15 protein-coding genes and 1 pseudogene are annotated in these 16,730 nt (G+C 41.9%); 3 read left to right on the top strand and 13 right to left on the bottom strand.

Features of this window, described 5'->3' with window-relative positions; all coding sequences use genetic code 11:
• Positions 1 to 9: 9 nt before the first annotated feature.
• The 8 genes from NXM86_RS06855 to hpaB form a co-directional block, all read right to left on the bottom strand.
• Entirely contained in the window at positions 10 to 747 is a 738-nt protein-coding gene (locus tag NXM86_RS06855; RefSeq protein ID WP_081188911.1) for a fumarylacetoacetate hydrolase family protein, read from the bottom strand.
• Positions 722 to 1,537 carry a fumarylacetoacetate hydrolase family protein gene (locus tag NXM86_RS06850; RefSeq protein WP_062677978.1) on the bottom strand — a complete coding sequence of 272 codons (816 nt, stop codon included), beginning with the start codon at positions 1,535 to 1,537 and terminating at the stop codon, positions 722 to 724. Before NXM86_RS06850 ends, NXM86_RS06855 begins: the two co-directional genes overlap by 26 nt.
• Positions 1,538 to 1,561: 24 nt before the next feature.
• Entirely contained in the window at positions 1,562 to 2,479 is a 918-nt protein-coding gene (gene hpaI / locus NXM86_RS06845; RefSeq protein ID WP_081188912.1) for a 2,4-dihydroxyhept-2-ene-1,7-dioic acid aldolase, read from the bottom strand.
• 123 nt (positions 2,480 to 2,602) lie between these two features.
• Positions 2,603 to 3,481, bottom strand: a complete 879-nt coding sequence (locus NXM86_RS06840) for an adenylyltransferase/cytidyltransferase family protein (protein ID WP_498958795.1) — start codon at positions 3,479 to 3,481, stop codon at positions 2,603 to 2,605.
• 4 nt (positions 3,482 to 3,485) lie between these two features.
• On the bottom strand, positions 3,486 to 3,962 hold the full coding sequence (locus NXM86_RS06835; protein WP_172713570.1) for a flavin reductase family protein: 477 nt from the start codon (positions 3,960 to 3,962) through the stop codon (positions 3,486 to 3,488).
• A gap of 23 nt (positions 3,963 to 3,985) precedes the next feature.
• Entirely contained in the window at positions 3,986 to 5,407 is a 1,422-nt protein-coding gene (locus tag NXM86_RS06830; RefSeq protein ID WP_097354635.1) for an aldehyde dehydrogenase family protein, read from the bottom strand.
• A 20-nt stretch (positions 5,408 to 5,427) separates the two neighbouring features.
• Positions 5,428 to 6,411 carry a 3,4-dihydroxyphenylacetate 2,3-dioxygenase gene (gene hpaD, locus NXM86_RS06825; protein ID WP_062677982.1) on the bottom strand — a complete coding sequence of 328 codons (984 nt, stop codon included), beginning with the start codon at positions 6,409 to 6,411 and terminating at the stop codon, positions 5,428 to 5,430.
• 24 nt (positions 6,412 to 6,435) lie between these two features.
• Positions 6,436 to 7,911 (bottom strand): 4-hydroxyphenylacetate 3-monooxygenase, oxygenase component, encoded by a 1,476-nt coding sequence (gene hpaB, locus NXM86_RS06820; RefSeq protein ID WP_062677983.1) that lies wholly within the window; start codon positions 7,909 to 7,911, stop codon positions 6,436 to 6,438.
• A gap of 255 nt (positions 7,912 to 8,166) precedes the next feature.
• Between hpaB and NXM86_RS06815 the strand changes: the two are divergent.
• Together NXM86_RS06815 and NXM86_RS06810 are read left to right on the top strand one after the other, a co-directional pair.
• Positions 8,167 to 9,332: pseudogene (locus tag NXM86_RS06815) on the top strand (IS256 family transposase).
• A gap of 167 nt (positions 9,333 to 9,499) precedes the next feature.
• A complete protein-coding gene (locus NXM86_RS06810) occupies positions 9,500 to 10,390 on the top strand; it encodes a LysR family transcriptional regulator (protein WP_062677984.1) in 891 nt (296 codons plus the stop codon).
• Between the two features lie 70 nt (positions 10,391 to 10,460).
• On the opposite strand, the gene NXM86_RS06805 is transcribed toward NXM86_RS06810, so the two are convergent.
• Positions 10,461 to 11,165: a CAP domain-containing protein gene (locus NXM86_RS06805; protein WP_498958794.1), complete on the bottom strand. Its 705-nt coding sequence runs from the start codon at positions 11,163 to 11,165 to the stop codon at positions 10,461 to 10,463.
• Positions 11,166 to 11,641: 476 nt separating this feature from the next.
• Between NXM86_RS06805 and NXM86_RS06800 the strand changes: the two genes are divergently transcribed.
• Complete coding sequence (locus tag NXM86_RS06800; RefSeq protein ID WP_223812193.1) at positions 11,642 to 11,950, top strand: hypothetical protein; 309 nt, start codon at positions 11,642 to 11,644, stop codon at positions 11,948 to 11,950.
• On the opposite strand, the gene lpdA is transcribed toward NXM86_RS06800, so the two are convergent.
• From lpdA to pdhA, 4 genes are read right to left on the bottom strand one after another with little or no spacing between them, the layout of a single operon-like run.
• The gene (gene lpdA / locus NXM86_RS06795; protein WP_062755149.1) at positions 11,942 to 13,390 is read right to left on the bottom strand and encodes a dihydrolipoyl dehydrogenase; all 1,449 of its coding nucleotides are present in this window, start codon (positions 13,388 to 13,390) and stop codon (positions 11,942 to 11,944) included. The genes NXM86_RS06800 and lpdA overlap by 9 nt on opposite strands.
• Positions 13,391 to 14,644: a dihydrolipoamide acetyltransferase family protein gene (locus NXM86_RS06790; RefSeq protein WP_062755147.1), complete on the bottom strand. Its 1,254-nt coding sequence runs from the start codon at positions 14,642 to 14,644 to the stop codon at positions 13,391 to 13,393. It abuts the gene before it with no gap.
• 17 nt (positions 14,645 to 14,661) lie between these two features.
• Positions 14,662 to 15,657 carry an alpha-ketoacid dehydrogenase subunit beta gene (locus NXM86_RS06785; protein ID WP_081189488.1) on the bottom strand — a complete coding sequence of 332 codons (996 nt, stop codon included), beginning with the start codon at positions 15,655 to 15,657 and terminating at the stop codon, positions 14,662 to 14,664.
• Positions 15,654 to 16,724, bottom strand: coding sequence for a pyruvate dehydrogenase (acetyl-transferring) E1 component subunit alpha (gene pdhA / locus NXM86_RS06780; protein ID WP_062755145.1), 1,071 nt, complete (start codon positions 16,722 to 16,724; stop codon positions 15,654 to 15,656). The genes NXM86_RS06785 and pdhA overlap by 4 nt, the downstream gene beginning before the upstream one ends.
• Between the last annotated feature and the right edge of the window lie 6 nt (positions 16,725 to 16,730).

Raw genomic sequence — 16,730 nt, 5'->3', positions numbered from 1 at the left:
CCCCCTTTGTCATACGATTTTGTTCATTAATCGGCCGATTTTTTCGATTTCGGCGACGACCTCATCGCCTACATTGACATTGACTGCTCCTTTTGGTGTTCCAGTGAGTATCATATCGCCGGCATTCAGCGTCATAAAACTACTTAAATACTCGATTAGTGCCGGGATACTAAAAATCATATCTTTCGTATTTCCTTCTTGTACCAACTTCCCGTTCACATATGTCCGCAACGTGAGATTCATCGGGTCATCAATATCGGCCTTATCGACCAGCCATGGACCAATCGGCGTGCAGTCATCGCGATTTTTCACACGGAAATTCGGGCGATAATAATTCTCCAAATAGTCGCGAATTGCGTAATCGTTCGCAATTGTATAGCCTTGCACATATTCATATGCTTCTTCCGCCTTAACTTTCCGCGCCGTTTTTCCGATTACAACAACAAGCTCACATTCATAATGCATAAACGTTGCATCGGGAGGTCTTGGTGTTTCGCCGCGATGTCCAATTAATGTATTTCTCCCTTTGAAAAAGACAAGCGGCTCTTTCGGGGCCGAAAACGATAATTCTTGTGCATGATCGGCATAATTTAGTCCTAACGCGAAAATCGTCCGCGGCTCAACAGGAGGAAGCCATGTTACTTCCTCTTCTTTCACGGTGCGTCCATTATTCAATCGCAGGAGCCCACTTTCCTCTACTACCGCCCCGTAAACAGCACCGTTAAACGCTACGCGCGCGCGTTTCATGACGTCCAATCTCCTTTATCCAATCGCTTTCATGCACAACCGTGTTTTCTAAACTTCCGATTTTTTCGATTTCAATGCGTACATGATCTCCTGCTTTCACAAGCGGCGCACCTTCTGGAACACCAACAAGTAGGACATCCCCTGGATATAGCGTCATAAACTCAGTAATATCAGCCAATAATGACGCTACAGGACGCATTAAATGTTTCGTGTTATTATGCTGGACTAAGCGGCCATTGACAAACACTCGTATATCGAGCGAATCTGGGTCAACCACTTCCTTTTTCTCGACCACCCAAGGTCCCATCGGAGCGAATCCATCCCTTGAGCGTTCCTTTACAGCGGGACGATAAATCGTTTCGTGCGGAATGGTAACATCGTTTACGATCGTATATCCATCGATATAATCGAATGCACGTTCTTTTGCGACCTTTGTCGCAGTTTGCCCAATGACCACGCCAAGCGCCGCCCCGACCTGCAGCTCAGACGCATCATCTGGCAATGGAATACATCCCCCATGCACATTTACCGTATTGCTTGGTTTCATATACAAAATCGGAGCACTAGGAGGGTGATGGTACGGCGGCTTCGTCATTTGCTTCCGAAACCGCTCCCATTCCTCTTTGTAGTTTAAAAGTACGCCGTAAATGGCACCCATCGCTGGTGCTCCCCATTGCAGTTGATTCGCATTGTACTCCGTTCCATCAATGATCACTGTATTTCTCTCTGGATCTACTTCCGACTCCATCGTATAAGAAATTCCAGCAATTTTAAAAAATGCTTTAGCCACCTGTTTCCACCACGCTCCCGGCAATCATGATGTTACTTCCGTTAATAGATTGTATTTCACGAGCGTTTGCCGGATTTTCTCTTGAATCTCTTCGCTTGGCAAATCAAGCGGCAACCGTAGCTTCGGTGTAATTTTTCCCATCATTCCTAACGCTGCCTTTACCGGTCCTGGATTCGTTTCTATGAATAAAATATCGTTTAACTCCATCAGTTCAAAATGAAGATCTTGTGCCCGTTTCACATCTCCTTCAAACCATGCGTTGTGCATTTCCGCTACTTTTGCTGGTGCCACATTTGCCGTCGCACTAATCGATCCTGCTCCACCAATTGCTAGCATCGGATAGCATAATAACTCAATACCGGAGAATAAGAGAAAATTTCTGCCGCAATAAAGAAGAACGCGATTGACGTGTTCAAAATCTTTATTGGACTCTTTCACTCCGATAATATTCGGACAATCTTCTACTAGCCGCGCCATCGTCCGCACTTCTAAATTCACTGCCGTTCTTCCTGGAATGTTATAAATAATAATCGGAATATCTACCGAATCAGCGACAGCTTTGAAATGCTTATAAAGTGCCTGCTGGGATGGTCTATTATAGTAAGGCACAATCACCATAGCAGCATCCGCGCCAATCTCTTGAGCAAACTTTGTCAATTCAAGTGTTTCCGCATGATTCGTGGAACCGGTCGCCGGAATAAATGGGACTCTTCCATTTACTGCTTTTTTCGCTGTTTCCATTACTCTCTTACGTTCTTCAATCGTTAAGGAACTAGGTTCTCCCGATGTTCCTGTGACGGAAATTCCATGGCTTCCACTTTCAATTTGCCAGTCAATTAATTTTTTCATCGTTTCAAAATCGATATTCCCTTCGCTGTCAAACGGTGTAATGACAGGAGCGATGGACCCTCTTAATCTTTGTTTAATCTCTTCGTAAGCCATAAAATATGCCCTCCTATAATTTCTGTTCATTTCTTAATTTTCTAAAATTTGATTATATTATATATAAAATTATATATGTTTTCAACGAGTAAATCATATATGATATTTCGTAAGCTAGTTTTTCTATATAACTGACTTTAATTTTTTATTATTGGCAGATGTTTCTTCATTTGACAGACGTCTAATAAAAGCGAGCTTTATAGATTGTTTATCGTTTATTTTGTTTAATCCAATAATCGTTCCATTCAACATATTCGTGTGTAAAGTTTTGGCAGAAATATTGCAGATTCCTCTATAATAGTTTCTGCCTATTTCTATTTGAACGACATATTCACCTATTTTCGGAATCATATAATCATATTCTAATCGGGCATGAAAAGTCATCTTTTCTTTATCCTCTTCTTCTGAATTAGTGATCGTACACAAAACACTATAATAATCCCCAAGATAATGCGGAACATCATGAACCATTCCGGACAATAATAACTGCCGAATCATCGAAGAACTAATTTTTTTGTTTTGATACTTCACTTCTGGAACGGTTGTAACTTCAAATATCCCCTTTCCGTCCTGTTCGAGCTGTTCCATTGTCCCTTTTCCCTTATATCCGTACGTAAAATCAAATCCTGCCACCGCATGACGGCAGCAGAGAGAAATAAGAAATCGATCAACAAATTCTCTATGAGAAAGTTTCGAAAAATCCTCATCAAATTTGACAATATAAAACTTTTCCACTCCTAATTTTGCAAAAATCTCTTGTTTTATTGATAGAGGGGAAAGATACGAGTTCACTTTTTTAGATGTCGGAATCACTTGGCTTGGATGCGGAAAAAATGTCATCACGGCCAGTGTTAATTGTTTCTTTTTTGCGAGGCGTTTTGCCGTTTCAATAATCTTTCGATGACCTACATGTACTCCGTCAAAAAAACCGAGCGCCATTACACATGGTTCAGGCTTAAAGGCAGACAAGTCTGTGTTTTTGTCTATATAAATAACTTTCACCGACTCATCCCCCATTTGAAAGGCTAGCGATATTGCGGTATTTTCCTTCAAAAAATAACAGCGGATCGCCTTCTTTCATGTAAATGTCTGTTACTTTTCCAATATATAACGTATGGTCCCCTGCGATATATGATGTATCGACATCACACAAAATATTGGCTAAGGCATCTGGTAATATCGGATGGCCATCAATCCAATTAAATTCCACGTTCCGCTCTTCTTTTAATTGTCCAGCAAATAACATAGAAAGATCTTGTTGTTGATCAGATAAAATATTGACAGTAAATTTCCCTGTTTGTTGAATGACTGAATTCATTTTAGCCTTTTCTCCAACAGAAATAAGAATCAACTTCGGATTTAATGACACTGACATAAATGCATTTGCTGTCATTCCACGCACTTGACCGTCTAAAGAGGACGTAATGACAGTAACACCGGTTGCAAATTTCCCCATCGCATTTCTAAATGTACGATCGTCCACTTTCTTCACTCCTTTTATCACGATCACTGTCGGTTTATCACTACTAATTTCAACTCTGTCATTTCTTCTATAGCATATTTAATCCCTTCTCTTCCTATCCCGCTTTCTTTTACTCCACCATACGGCATATGATCAACACGAAATGTTGGAATATCATTGATCATTACCCCGCCTACTTCTAACTTCTCTGCCGCATCCAAAGCACGGGCAATATGATTCGTATAAATTCCTGCCTGTAACCCATATCGAGAATCATTAACAAATTGAATTGCTTCTTCTACGGAAGCTACTTTATTGACGAGAACGACAGGGCCAAATACTTCTTGACAGGAAACTTTCATATCTGGCTTTGTATGAAGCAGCACCGTAGGATGTACGATGTTTCCTGTTATATCTCCTCCAGTTGCCACCGTAGCCCCTGCTTGTTTTGCTTCTTCAATCCAATTTAATACACGCTGCACGTCATTTTTAGAGATTAATGCAGATATATCTGTGCTGGCATGGAGCGGATCGCCGATTGTCAATGTTCTTGTTTCTGACACAAATCGATCAACAAATTCTTCGTATATATTTTTATGCACATAAATTCGTTGCAAAGATATGCATACTTGACCTTGGTTGGAAAATGCCCCTTTCACACATCTCGGAACAATTGAACGTAAATCTACACCTTCATCAATAATTACTGCTGAATTGGAACCAAGTTCAAGTGTGACACGTTTTAACCCTGCTTTGTTGCGAATCGCAATTCCTACTTGAGGACTTCCTGTGAACGTAATCATTTTCACTCGTTCATCCTGTACAATTTGGTTACCAATAAGACTCCCTCTACCTGTCACAACATTTAATGCACCATCAGGCAAGCCAGCCTCTTGCAGTAGTTCGGCGATAAAGAAAGCGGATAGCGGTGTTTGCGAAGCTGGCTTTAAGACAATCGTATTTCCAGAAGCAATAGCAGGTCCAACTTTGTGAGCAACTAAATTCATCGGAAAATTAAATGGAGTAATCGCCCCGATCACACCAATTGGCTCCCGAATAGTATAACCAATTCGATTTTCCCCACCAGGTGCCGCATCTAACGGCAGCGTTTCGCCATGAATCCTCTTTGCCTCTTCTGATGAAAATTTGTATGTTTGGATCGTACGATTGACTTCTTCTAATGCTGTGCGAAGCGGTTTAGCGGACTCTTGTGCAATGATGTGTGCAGCCTCCTCTTTTCGTTGTTCTAACAAGGAGGCTACGTTTTCTAAAATTTTTGCCCGTTCATGTTTCGGCATTTTCGCCATTTTTTCACGCGCATGGTAAGCAGCTGCAATTGCTTGATCGACATCGTTTAAAGTAGCAACAGGAATTTCAGCAATGATTTTTTCATTATATGGAGATAGAAGTGAAGTGTATTTTTCGGCTTTCACCCATTTTCCATCAATAAATAATTTTTTTCTCATATCTCTCTTCCCTTTATTTTTTAAATAATGAATGTAGGTTTCATTTTTTGCAAAGTTGGTTCTTTTACTTCTACCGTTTTATCGTCATGAACATCTAGCACTATGGATGCCTCTTCAAACCAGCTGTCTGGAGCTTGATGTCCCCAGAATGTTTGGCGACGCGGATCGTTAATATCCCAACGAATCGGTTGAAAATCAGGATCACTTGTTAAATAATCTCCCGTATATAATTCAATTCGATGCCCATCTGGGTCCCGCAAATAAAGGAAAAAGGCATTGGACAACCCGTGGCGGCCCGGCCCTCGTTCGATGCTCGAGGCATATCCCATCGAAGCAAGCACATCGCAAGCGTGAATCAGGCTGAGTTGATCGGAAAGCCAAAAGCCAATATGATGAAGACGTGGCCCTTTGCCATTCATAAACGCAACATCATGAACGTTCGGTTTCCGATGCAACCAAGCTGCCCATAACTGTTTATCTTCTGTTTCTGTATATTCTGAACAAGCAAACCCTAATTCTTTTACATAAAAATCGTACGCTTTTTGCACATCTGTAACCATGCAGTTAAAATGATCAATTCGCTGTACTCTCGCACCACGATACAAGTCATATCGCTGCAACAGCCGTTCAACCGTATCCATTTTCACAAAAAATTCCAATGGGAGGCCAGATATATCTTGAACACGGAAGGCTCTTCCAATTGCATGTTGTTGACCTTCTTCTATCCATTTCGGATTCAGCTGTTTTTGTCGGAAAAAGTGATACAAAGCCTCTAAATCTTCTTCAGAATGAACTTTATAGCTAATAACTTCTACACTAGGTTGTTCCGCTTTTTTCAACAATAAACTATGATGATGGTATTCCTCCAATCCTCTTAAATATAGATGGTTGTTGTCTGCTTCAGTCACAACAAAGCCTAGAGCACGTTCATAGAAATCACGTGAAGCATTTAAATCGGTCACTCTTAACACTGCCCTCGCACAGCGGATAATATTAAACTTCATACGATTTAGCCCCCCTCTTTTTGATTAATTAGTATTGACAGAAACATTAGCAAGCTTCGGTGTTCCTAAAAATTCGTAAATTAAATTTTTGTAATAATCTTTTTCATAGTTATCAAAATAAGTCATTCCCATACGGATTGGATCACCAAAAAAGTAGTATTCATAATGCGTTTGCCGGCTTCCGAAGGCGCTCATTGTCATATCCCACGCCAAACGGAACAATTGCACGCGCTCATATCCATCGATATTTGCCCCTTGCATCGCTCTTCGCACAATCGAGCCGATTTCTTCATTGTTGAAGTCAGCTTCGGTCGGAATCGCCATCAATCCAGAGGCGCCAAGAATGCGCACAATTTCTGCTAGACGCGGATAAATCCTCGGATACCAATTTCTTGCAGCGTCAAGCGCCTCAAAATCTGGCGTCATCGTTCCCCATTTGTCCAATTTAGCGTTATGTTCCGCCCGATATAAATGGCTGCGCATCGTCTCGAGCACTAACATAATTTCTGTTCCTTTGTCTTTGACATGCTGGAATTGTTCAATACCAATTGCATCCATAATACAAAGAACAACACCGAGGATAAATTCTGTTTTCACAATATTTTTGGCTACCACTTGATGAGACATATGAACAACTGCGTTTGTTTCGCGGAACGTCCGATTGCAAATGGAAGAATTCCCACAAACAAACACACGCTCCCATGGAACGAATACGTTTTCAAATGAAACGATGGCATCCCCTTCTTCAAAACGCGAGCTTAGTGGATGATCCCAAACGCTTTTGCCGTAGTCAAACGCTTCACGGCAAATAAATTTTACACCTGGAGTATTATTTGGAATGGCAAACGCTAACGAGTATGGATCTTCACCTGATCCCACTTTTTTAACCGTGGACGGAAATACTAAAATTTCGTCAGTAATTCCACCTTGCGTCGCCAATAGACGGATACCATCAACGATAATGCCATCTTTTCTTTTTTCCACTAAATGCAAAGGAACGTTTGCATCTTTTTGTTCATGTTGAGCTTTTGAACGGTTCATTTGTGGATGAATGAGTGTATGTGTAAGGCTAATATCGTTTTCGCGTGCATATTCATAATAATTTCTCGCGTTCTCAGCAAACATCGGGTCATCTTCGGCAAACAAGTCATTAGCTACTCCCATCGCCATCACTTCCGCATTCAAGTAATCTGGTGAACGCCCCATCATTCCCGCGGAAGTACGTGCCCATTCTTGCGTTGCTTCCCGTCTGGCAATCAATTCTTCCTTCGTCGTAGGCTGAATATATGTCATACCAACTTTGTTTCCCGTTGTTGGTGACGTATATAACATTTTTCCCGGCTTTTCGTATTGAAGATCATACAGACGTGCCATCGATTGAATGACATTTTTAAACGCTGGATGTTCGGTAACATCCTCAACTTTTTCCCCGTGAATATAGACATTACTTTTCGCTTTTTTTAAACGTTCGATATACTCTTTACCTGTTTTTGCTGGCATTTGTTATTCCCTCCTACATTCTTTTTCCATTTTCATGTATAATTACAATAGTAAGCGATTTCTTTTGTTTAAAAACTCACCTCTTTCACCAGAATTATTTTCTGAATCTTTAAATTAATATAACAAAAAAAAAAAAAAAATAAAAAAGCGATGATGTATAAAATTTTGTGTAAAGCATTTTGCTAGACCAAAAGAAAAAAGGTAGGGTATTCTCTGATTGAACCCAAACATTCCAGAGAAAGGAGAACCCTACCTATGTCTAAAAGTATACCGAATGTCGACTGGGCAAATCAACTGGAAAGTGTCATTCGTCAGTTTGTAAAGGAAAAATTAGAACTGATCATGCGGGAAGAAATCAAGAATTTCCTCGAAATAGAACAGGCCGGAACATCAAATATGAGAAACGGCTACTATCAGCGAAATCTAGATACGCAATATGGCCGGATTGAGGGTCTTTTGGTTCCAAGAGACCGAAACGGGGAATTTCAAACACAGTTGTTTGCCCTTATCAACGCCACACCGGCTGGCTGGAGGAAGCCATCATCAGGATGTATCAAAGTGGCATGAGTACACGGGAAATTGGCAAGTTTATCGAACGAATTCTAGGAAATGCTTATTCTCCAGCGACGATCAGCCGTATTACCGATGTCGTGAAAGAAGACATCGAGAAATGGCACCATCGTCCACTATCCAAACGTTATTCTGTCTTATATTTGGACGGCTTGTACGTGAAACTTCGCCGGGATACGGTAGAGAAAGAAGTTATTTATGTGGTGTTAGGAGTGAACGAAGAAGGATATCGCGAAATTCTGGATTTCTTCGTGGGAGGACAAGAAAGCGCCTATGGATGGCGGGAGATTCTCCAACAGCTCTACAAAAGAGGCGTCAAGGAAGTGCTTCTGGGCGTATTCGATGGACTACCGGGGCTGGAGGAAGCCTTTAAGGCGGTGTATCCGAAAGCCGATGTGCAGCGCTGTGTCGTGCACAAAGTCCGCAACACCCTCAGCCGTGTTCGGAAAAAAGACCAATTCGAAGTGGCCGAGGATCTCAAGCTGATTTATCGCGCGCCGAATAAGGAGATGGCGTTACAAATGTTTCAACAGTTTGAGTCGAAATGGTCCAGCAAGTATCCGAGAGAAGTTCAATCTTGGGCAAATGAGTTGGATGTCCTCCTTACATTTATGGATTATCCAAGCAGTATTCGAAGTGTGATTTACACGACCAATGCCATCGAACGAACGATCAAGGAGATTCGGAAACGCCTAAAACCGATGAACAGTTTGAATAGTTTAGAAGCCGCTGAAAAAATCGTGTATTTGACCATTCAAGATTTTAATGAGAAATGGGCAGGGCGAAAGTTGCGAGGATTTGCCGAAGCGCATGAAGCCCTTCAACGAATGTTTGAAGAACGTTATCATTAACCAAATACTGTAAATAAACAAAATAGGGGGATTCTCCCTTTCCACACAGGAGACTGAATATTCAGTCTCCTGTGTGGAGAAAATCAGTCCCCTATCAATTCAAATCCATTTCAGAGAAACCCTACCCCATTTACATTACACAAAATTCTTGACGGTACCGAATAAGCATGATTGATATAAAACAATTAAAATATTTTGCGACAATTGTTGAAGAAGGGCAAATTACAAAAGCGGCTAGAAAACTACATATTGCTCAACCTCCGCTAAGCCAACAGCTAAAACAGCTCGAAGAAACTTTGGGAGTTACGTTGCTAGAAAGAAACGGTAAAAAATTAGAATTAACTGAATCAGGAAAAATTTTATATCATAAAGCAAAACAGTTACTACAGCAATTAGATGATGCCATTTTAGAAGTTCGAGAAACAAATGAAGGAATCAAAGGTATACTGTCCATAGGATGCGTAAAATCTTGTTTTTTCTACTTACCTGAAACAATAAAAAAATTCAACAAAAATTTCCCAGATGTTAAATTTCATTTAAGAGAGGGAGATAGTTTTCTAATTAGCGAATTGTTAAAACAACGAGAAATTGAAATTGGTATCGTTCGTCTTCCAATTGATTCTAATCAATATGAAATTATTAGTTTGCCAAGTGACCCTTACGTAGCTGTTATACCAAAGCAATGGAAATATCATCACCATTATATTTACATGAAAGAATTTACTGATATTCCTCTTCTTCTTCTCCATCGAATCAGTGGAAAAGGTCAATATGAACTCGTTATTAATGAATGCCGACGTCACGGTTTTGAACCAAAAATTATTTGTGAGTGCCCTGACGTTACTATATTATTATCGCTAGTTTCCAAAGGAGTTGGAGCAACAATTGTACCAAAATCTACTGTTTCCATTTTCCGGATTCCAGAAATCACCGTACTTGAAATTATAGATTCCTCTATCCAGGCTGAAGCAGCAGTTATTGTTGAAAAAAATCGCTATATATCAAAAAGTTCTATCCATTTTTTAGAAATTTTAAAAACAGAACTCAGTAGTAAATAACAAAATTATGGAGGCTGTCCCAAAAGGCCGTAAAACGACCTTTTGAGGACAGCCTCAGAATCATTGATCCTTATTTTCTTATAAATTGTTGTGTCCAGATATATCCGTTTTCTTCAAAACCTACTCCGATATGCGTGTAGTTTTTGTTCAAAATATTCGCCCGATGGCCTGGGCTATTCATCCAAGCCGCCACTACTTCTTGCGGAGTCCGTTGGCCTTTTGCAATATTTTCTCCAGCGTCCGTATAAGAAATGCCGAATTTTCTCATCATTTCAAACGGAGAACCATATGTCGGGCTGTTATGGGAGAAATAATGGTTCACTGCCATGTCTCTTGACTTTTCACGGGCCACTTTGCTTAACGCTAAATCAACCTTTAAAGGCGGCAAGCCATATTTCGCTCTTTCTTTGTTCGTTAAATCTACTACTTGTTGTTCATAAGCTTTTAATCCTGCTTCATTTACATTTGCTTTTTGACTTGGTGCAGGCGCCTGCGTTGCTGGCTTGCTTACAGGAGTTTGTACATTCGCTGATGGTTTTTGGACAGTAGTTGTGGCTGTTTTTGCCACTTCTGCATATCCTGTTTGATCTAAAATAAACTGCACCCATTTTTCGATATCTTGAATATTAGATGGATAGACAGTTTTAACTTCATAGTTTTGGATAGACGGACATGGGGCAGGCCCTGCCGCTTCCGTTTTCGCTGTTGTAGTTGTAAAAGATGCTCCTACAATCGCTAAAGATGCAGCAAGTGAAAATACGATTTTTTTATTCATTGTTTCTCCTCCTTCAATCTCACCCTTGCTTGCACATACATCATAACACGAGTTTTTTGTAAAATTTTTAGATAAATATGGTAATTACATTAATTTACCATTATTGTTCTGCAAGAAGGGATTTTTTCATAAAAAAATCCTAGTCTATCCCCGATGAGAACTAGGGTTGTAAAAAATTATCTTTCATTATTATTAAATCCTTTTTTGTAATGAATAGTAATCCTACCCATCTATTACTTAAAAATAAAGATTGACAAAGTTTAAGAAAAGGGTAAAAATTAACATTTTTTACGATAGTGTTACAATATAACATTTTGTTTGAAAGTTTTTGCAAGAATTTTTTATAGCGTCTCGTCAAGTCTTTATGATTTCATGACAATTTTTCGAACATTGTCTTAAAATCATTATATTTGCTTTAATTTTGTAGTATAGTAATAGTGCGATTAGGTAATATTTCATATTCTAGGGAGCGTGCAATGATGATCGTTCATGAGTTAGTTGGTACGGAAAACTTGTTTGCAGGGCAGTTAAAGGAAGGATATTACGTTGTTCGTGAGAAATACAACATGTTAGATATCCATCAGTGTAGCGCGGATGTGTTTCAACAATTTGACTGCGGAACGGAAGAGGTTATTACTGTTGTTTTTGATCCTGGCAATGAATATTCTCTTGTCTGCCTTGATGTATATACATTTGAAAACAAATCTCCTTCCCTCGCCGAATTGAAACAGACACTTCAAATAAAGCACCATGACCTTTTCCAAACAGAAGCAGTCTCAGTGTGAGACTGCTTTTTTCTCGCTCTTTTTCTGCTTTGCTGGCAGGAGATGAACTGCTTCCGCTCGTAATGCTTCTACTGCTTCTAACAAACTTTCATTGCTACTCGGATGCGGGTAAAAAGGAAATTTCATATCCTCCTCACGTGCGGCCATTTCCAATCCAATAATTCCGCTCGAAATGAGATCAACCGCTCCCGCACCGATCATATGAACGCCTAGTATCACATCTTGTTTTACATCACTGATGATTTTTACCAATCCATCTTTTTGGCCAATAATACTAGCATATCCGTTTCCAGTTATTGGAAAACTTCCGACACGAATGTCCTCATACTGCACTCTTGCTTCGTCTTCCGTCAATCCAACGCTCGCTATCGGCGGAATGGAATGTACAATCGTTGGAAGAAAGGTGAGGTCGATTTCGGACTGTTTTCCAGCGATTGTTTCAGCGGCGACTTTTCCTTGTTTGACTGCTTTCACTGCAAGCATCGGCCCGCCTGTTACATCCCCCACAGCGAAAATATGGGGAAGCGATGTTCTCGCTTGATGGTTGATCTCAATAAATCCTTGCTCCGTACGCTGGATGCCAAGACGGTCGATGCCTAATTCATCAATGTTCGCTTTCGCTTCGCATGCCACAAATACATGCGAGCCCTCGACCGTCACCGTTTCTCCTGTCTTTGTCTTTAACGTGACGGCAACGGCATCCAGCAATAACGTGACGCTTTCTACTTTACAATGCTGATAAAGTTTGATTTTCCGTTTTTTCCATATTCTCTGCAATTCATTAGCGACCGTTTCATCTAGCCCAAATGTGCCATCATCCGTAATGACAGACACTTGCGAACCAAACGCGCGAAAGCTCATTGCCACTTCAATCACGATATAGTCGTTTCCGTAAACGATCAAATGATTGGGTAATGTTTCCAATCCATATATCGAATACACGTTTAAAATGCGTTCATGGTCAATATTGATGGATGGTGGTGAAACGTACGATGCCCCGGTGGCAATGATGGCGTGCCGAAAGCGGTACACGTCAAACACTTCTCCCGATTCAACGCCGATGCGGTCTTCCGCTAAAAAGGACGCTTTGCCGCGGATGACTTCGATACGGTTCGCTTTGCAAAGCGCTTCTACGCCTTGACGAAGCTGAGTAACTACCTTTGTCTTATAGTTTTGTAGTTTTCCTAATTGAAACGAAACATGTCCCAATTCAATCCCGATTTCCTCAATGTGAGGAAGCTCTGCCATTTTCTGCGCAGCATGAGTGAACACTTTTGACGGAATACAGCCTTTGTTCAAGCAAACACCACCGAGCTCCTCTTTTTCGATGAGTGTGACAGACAGACCAAACTGGGCAGCGCGAATCGCAGCGTTATATCCGCCTGGTCCTCCGCCAATGATGACGACATCTCGTTCATGGGCAAGTTCTCCAACTACCATTTACACCAACTCCATTAACATTAGTTTTGGATTTTCGATCAGTCTTACAAAATAGTTTGTAAACGCCACAGCCGTCGCACCATCGGCGACGCGGTGGTCAAATGACATCGAGATGTTCATGATTGAGCGAACTGCGATTTCATCATTTTCCATGACAACAGGACGTTTTTTCGTTTTATGGAACGCCATAAGTGCTACTTCCGGATAATTAATAATTGGTGTTGCGCCAATGCTGCCACCGAGCGGACCTACGTTGCTGATGGTGAACGTGCTTCCTGTCATTTCTTGGAGCGTCAATTTGTTTTCTTGCGCTTTTTTCGTGAGATGTTTCGCTTCTTCATGAATCTCCCGCAGTGACTTGCATTCGACATGTTTGACGACTGGCACGATTAATCCTTCTTTTGTGTCGACGGCAATGCCAATATGATGCTCTTGTTTAAGATGGATCACTTCGCGTTCTTCATCAAGCTTAGAATTAAATATTGGAAACTGCTTTAACGCGAGCGACAACGCTTTAATGAAAAACGCCGTTGCGGAAATATGGAAGTTTTGCTGTTTCAGCTCTTCACGGAATCGGATGAGCTCGGTGACATCGACTTCTTCAAAATGCGTACAATGCGGAATCGTATATAACGATTGCGCCATTTTTTTCGCGATTTGCTTGCGGCGACCGTGGAACGGGATGATGGAAGATGATTGTGAGTTGTCACCCACTTTTTCGAATGATTGAGCTTCCACATCGCTGCCTGCGATCGACGAATGATTCGTTTGCTTCGTATTGTTAGTTTCGATAAAGCGGTACACGTCATCGTCAGTAATTCGGCCGCCTGGTCCTGTACCGACAACTTGTTCCAAATCCACTCCGTGTTTGCGGGCAATTTTCCGTGTATACGGCGAGGCAAGCACGCGCCGTTTTATCGTCCGCTTAACGGAAACAGTCTCTTCTTCTTTGATGGCAAACGGGCGAGTGGATTCCGTCGCCACATTTGGCTGACTGGACGGCGTTTCCGCAAGTGGCGATGATTTTGTTTCTAACGTAAGAATCGTCGTGCCAACTGAAATCGTTTCCCCCTCGGGAACGAGAATATCTTGGATGATACCTGCGGCTGGTGCGGGAATTTCCGCTACCATTTTATCCGTTTGTACTTCGACTAGCGGTTGGTCTGCCTTTACATGATCTCCTTTTTTGACCAGATAATTTAATACGGTAGCTTCGGTCATTCCTTCACCGATATCATGAAGTTTCACTTCCATTGTTTCTACCCCTTCCGCTAGAAGTTCATTACTTTTTCAATCGCATGCAAAACGCGCTCTGGTGTAGGTAAATAATCATCTTCATAAGCAAAAAACGGCACGGGAACGTCAAATCCAGTCACTCGTTCTACTGGCGCTTTTTGATATAAAAACGATGTATCGTTAATAACAGCGAGAATGTCATTCGCCAATCCACCAGTGGCGTGAGCTTCCTGCACAATAACCGTCCGCCCCGTCTTTTGAACCGAATCGGCGATGATATCTTTGTCAAGTGGGTAGAGTGTGCGCAAGTCGATAACATCGACATGAATTCCTTTTTTTTCCGCAGATTCGGCTGCTTTCATCGCTACTGGCACCATCGCCCCCCACGCGATGACGGTTACATCGTCTCCTTCGCGCAATTTTTTTCCTTTGCCAATTTCAATCGTATATTTTCCTTCTGGTACATCCTCTCGAAATGCACGATAGATGCGCATTGGCTCTAAAAACAGCACCGGGTCGGGGTCTTCAATGGCGGCAATGAGTAAACCTTTTGCGTCATATGGCGTAGATGGGCAGACGACTTTGATACCTGGCATATGGGTAAACAGTGCTTCGGTGCTGTCGGAATGAATTTCTGGAGCGCGAACTCCCGCGCCATACGGGGCGCGGATGACCATCGGCACGGTAAAATGTCCCATCGTCCGCGCGCGCATCCGTGCGGCATGCGTCATAATTTGCTCGTATGCTGGATAAATAAAGCCTAAAAACTGAATTTCAACGACAGGCCGAAGTCCATTGATCGCCATCCCGATCGCCGCACCAGTAAATCCTGCTTCGCTTAACGGCGTGTCGATGACCCTATCCTCGCCAAATTCCTCCTGTAATCCTTCCGTGGCGCGAAATACACCCCCGTTTTTTCCGATATCTTCTCCAAGCAAAATAACATCTTCTCTCTCTTTTAACATCGTGCGAAGTGCATCATTAACCGCTTGCACAAGCGTTAGTGTCTTGGTGTTCACCGCTGTCGTCATCCTTCGATCCCCCGTTTCCATTGGAAATACGCGTTTTTCTGTTCGGCAATCGTCCACGTCGGTTGGGCAAAAACATAATCAAACATGTCAGCTGGGTTCGCTTTTGGATATCGTTCCATTTCTGCTACCGCTTGCTCGATTTCCACGCTCACTTCCTTCTGTACTTGATTCATCCATTGTTCATCCCACCAACCTTCCTGCTGCATAAATCGCTCAATCCGCTTGATTGGATCGGTCGTTTCGCGTCTTCGCTTACTTTCTTCTTGATCGCGGTATTTCGATGGGTCATCGGAAGTAGTGTGGGCGCCATAACGCCATGTGACCGCTTCAATTAATGTTGGTCCTCCTCCATTTCTTGCTCGTTCAAGCGCTTGTTGCGTTTCAAAATACACGGCAAAAATGTCGTTTCCATCGATGCGAATGCCAGGAATGTCATACGCCAGCGCTTTTTGCGCGATCGTCTTCGATTTCATTTGGCGAGTAATCGGCACGGAAATCGCATATTGATTGTTTTGGTTGAAAAAGACCACAGGTAAATTGAAAACGCTTGCAAAATTGAGTCCCTCGTGAAAATCTCCTTCAGATGTTGCCCCATCTCCAAAATAAACGATAACCGCATTTTTCGTTCCTTTCCTCTTTTCGACGTAGGCTGCTCCTGCTGCATGCGGAAGCTGCGTGGCAATCGGAACGCTCGGCGGAACGATTTTTTTTCCTTCAGATGGAACACACCCTTCCGTTCGACCTTTCCAATATAGAAGCGTTTGCGTTAAGGAGCGGCCGAACGTCATCATCGCTCCGTGATCGCGGTATGTCGGAAACATCCAGTCACCATTGCGCAATGCAAGAGCGCTTCCAACTTGACACGCTTCCTGTCCCTCGTACGGAACATAAGTACCAATGCGACCTTGCCGCTGCAGACTGACACATTTCCGATCAAACATTCTGGTGCGGATGAGATGACGGTACATTGTCATCACCAGTTCTTTTGTAATTTGTTCGCGATATTCAGATCGCACAATGCACCCTTGTTCATTCATAATTTGTATAATAGGAAACTGAAATTCCATCGAATC

The sequence above is a fragment of the Geobacillus sp. CX412 genome, from assembly GCF_027942335.1.
Lineage (GTDB): Bacteria > Bacillota > Bacilli > Bacillales > Anoxybacillaceae > Parageobacillus_B > Parageobacillus_B toebii.
Note: the sequence above shows the minus strand (reverse complement) of the source record. Positions and strands in the feature narration are given on the sequence as shown.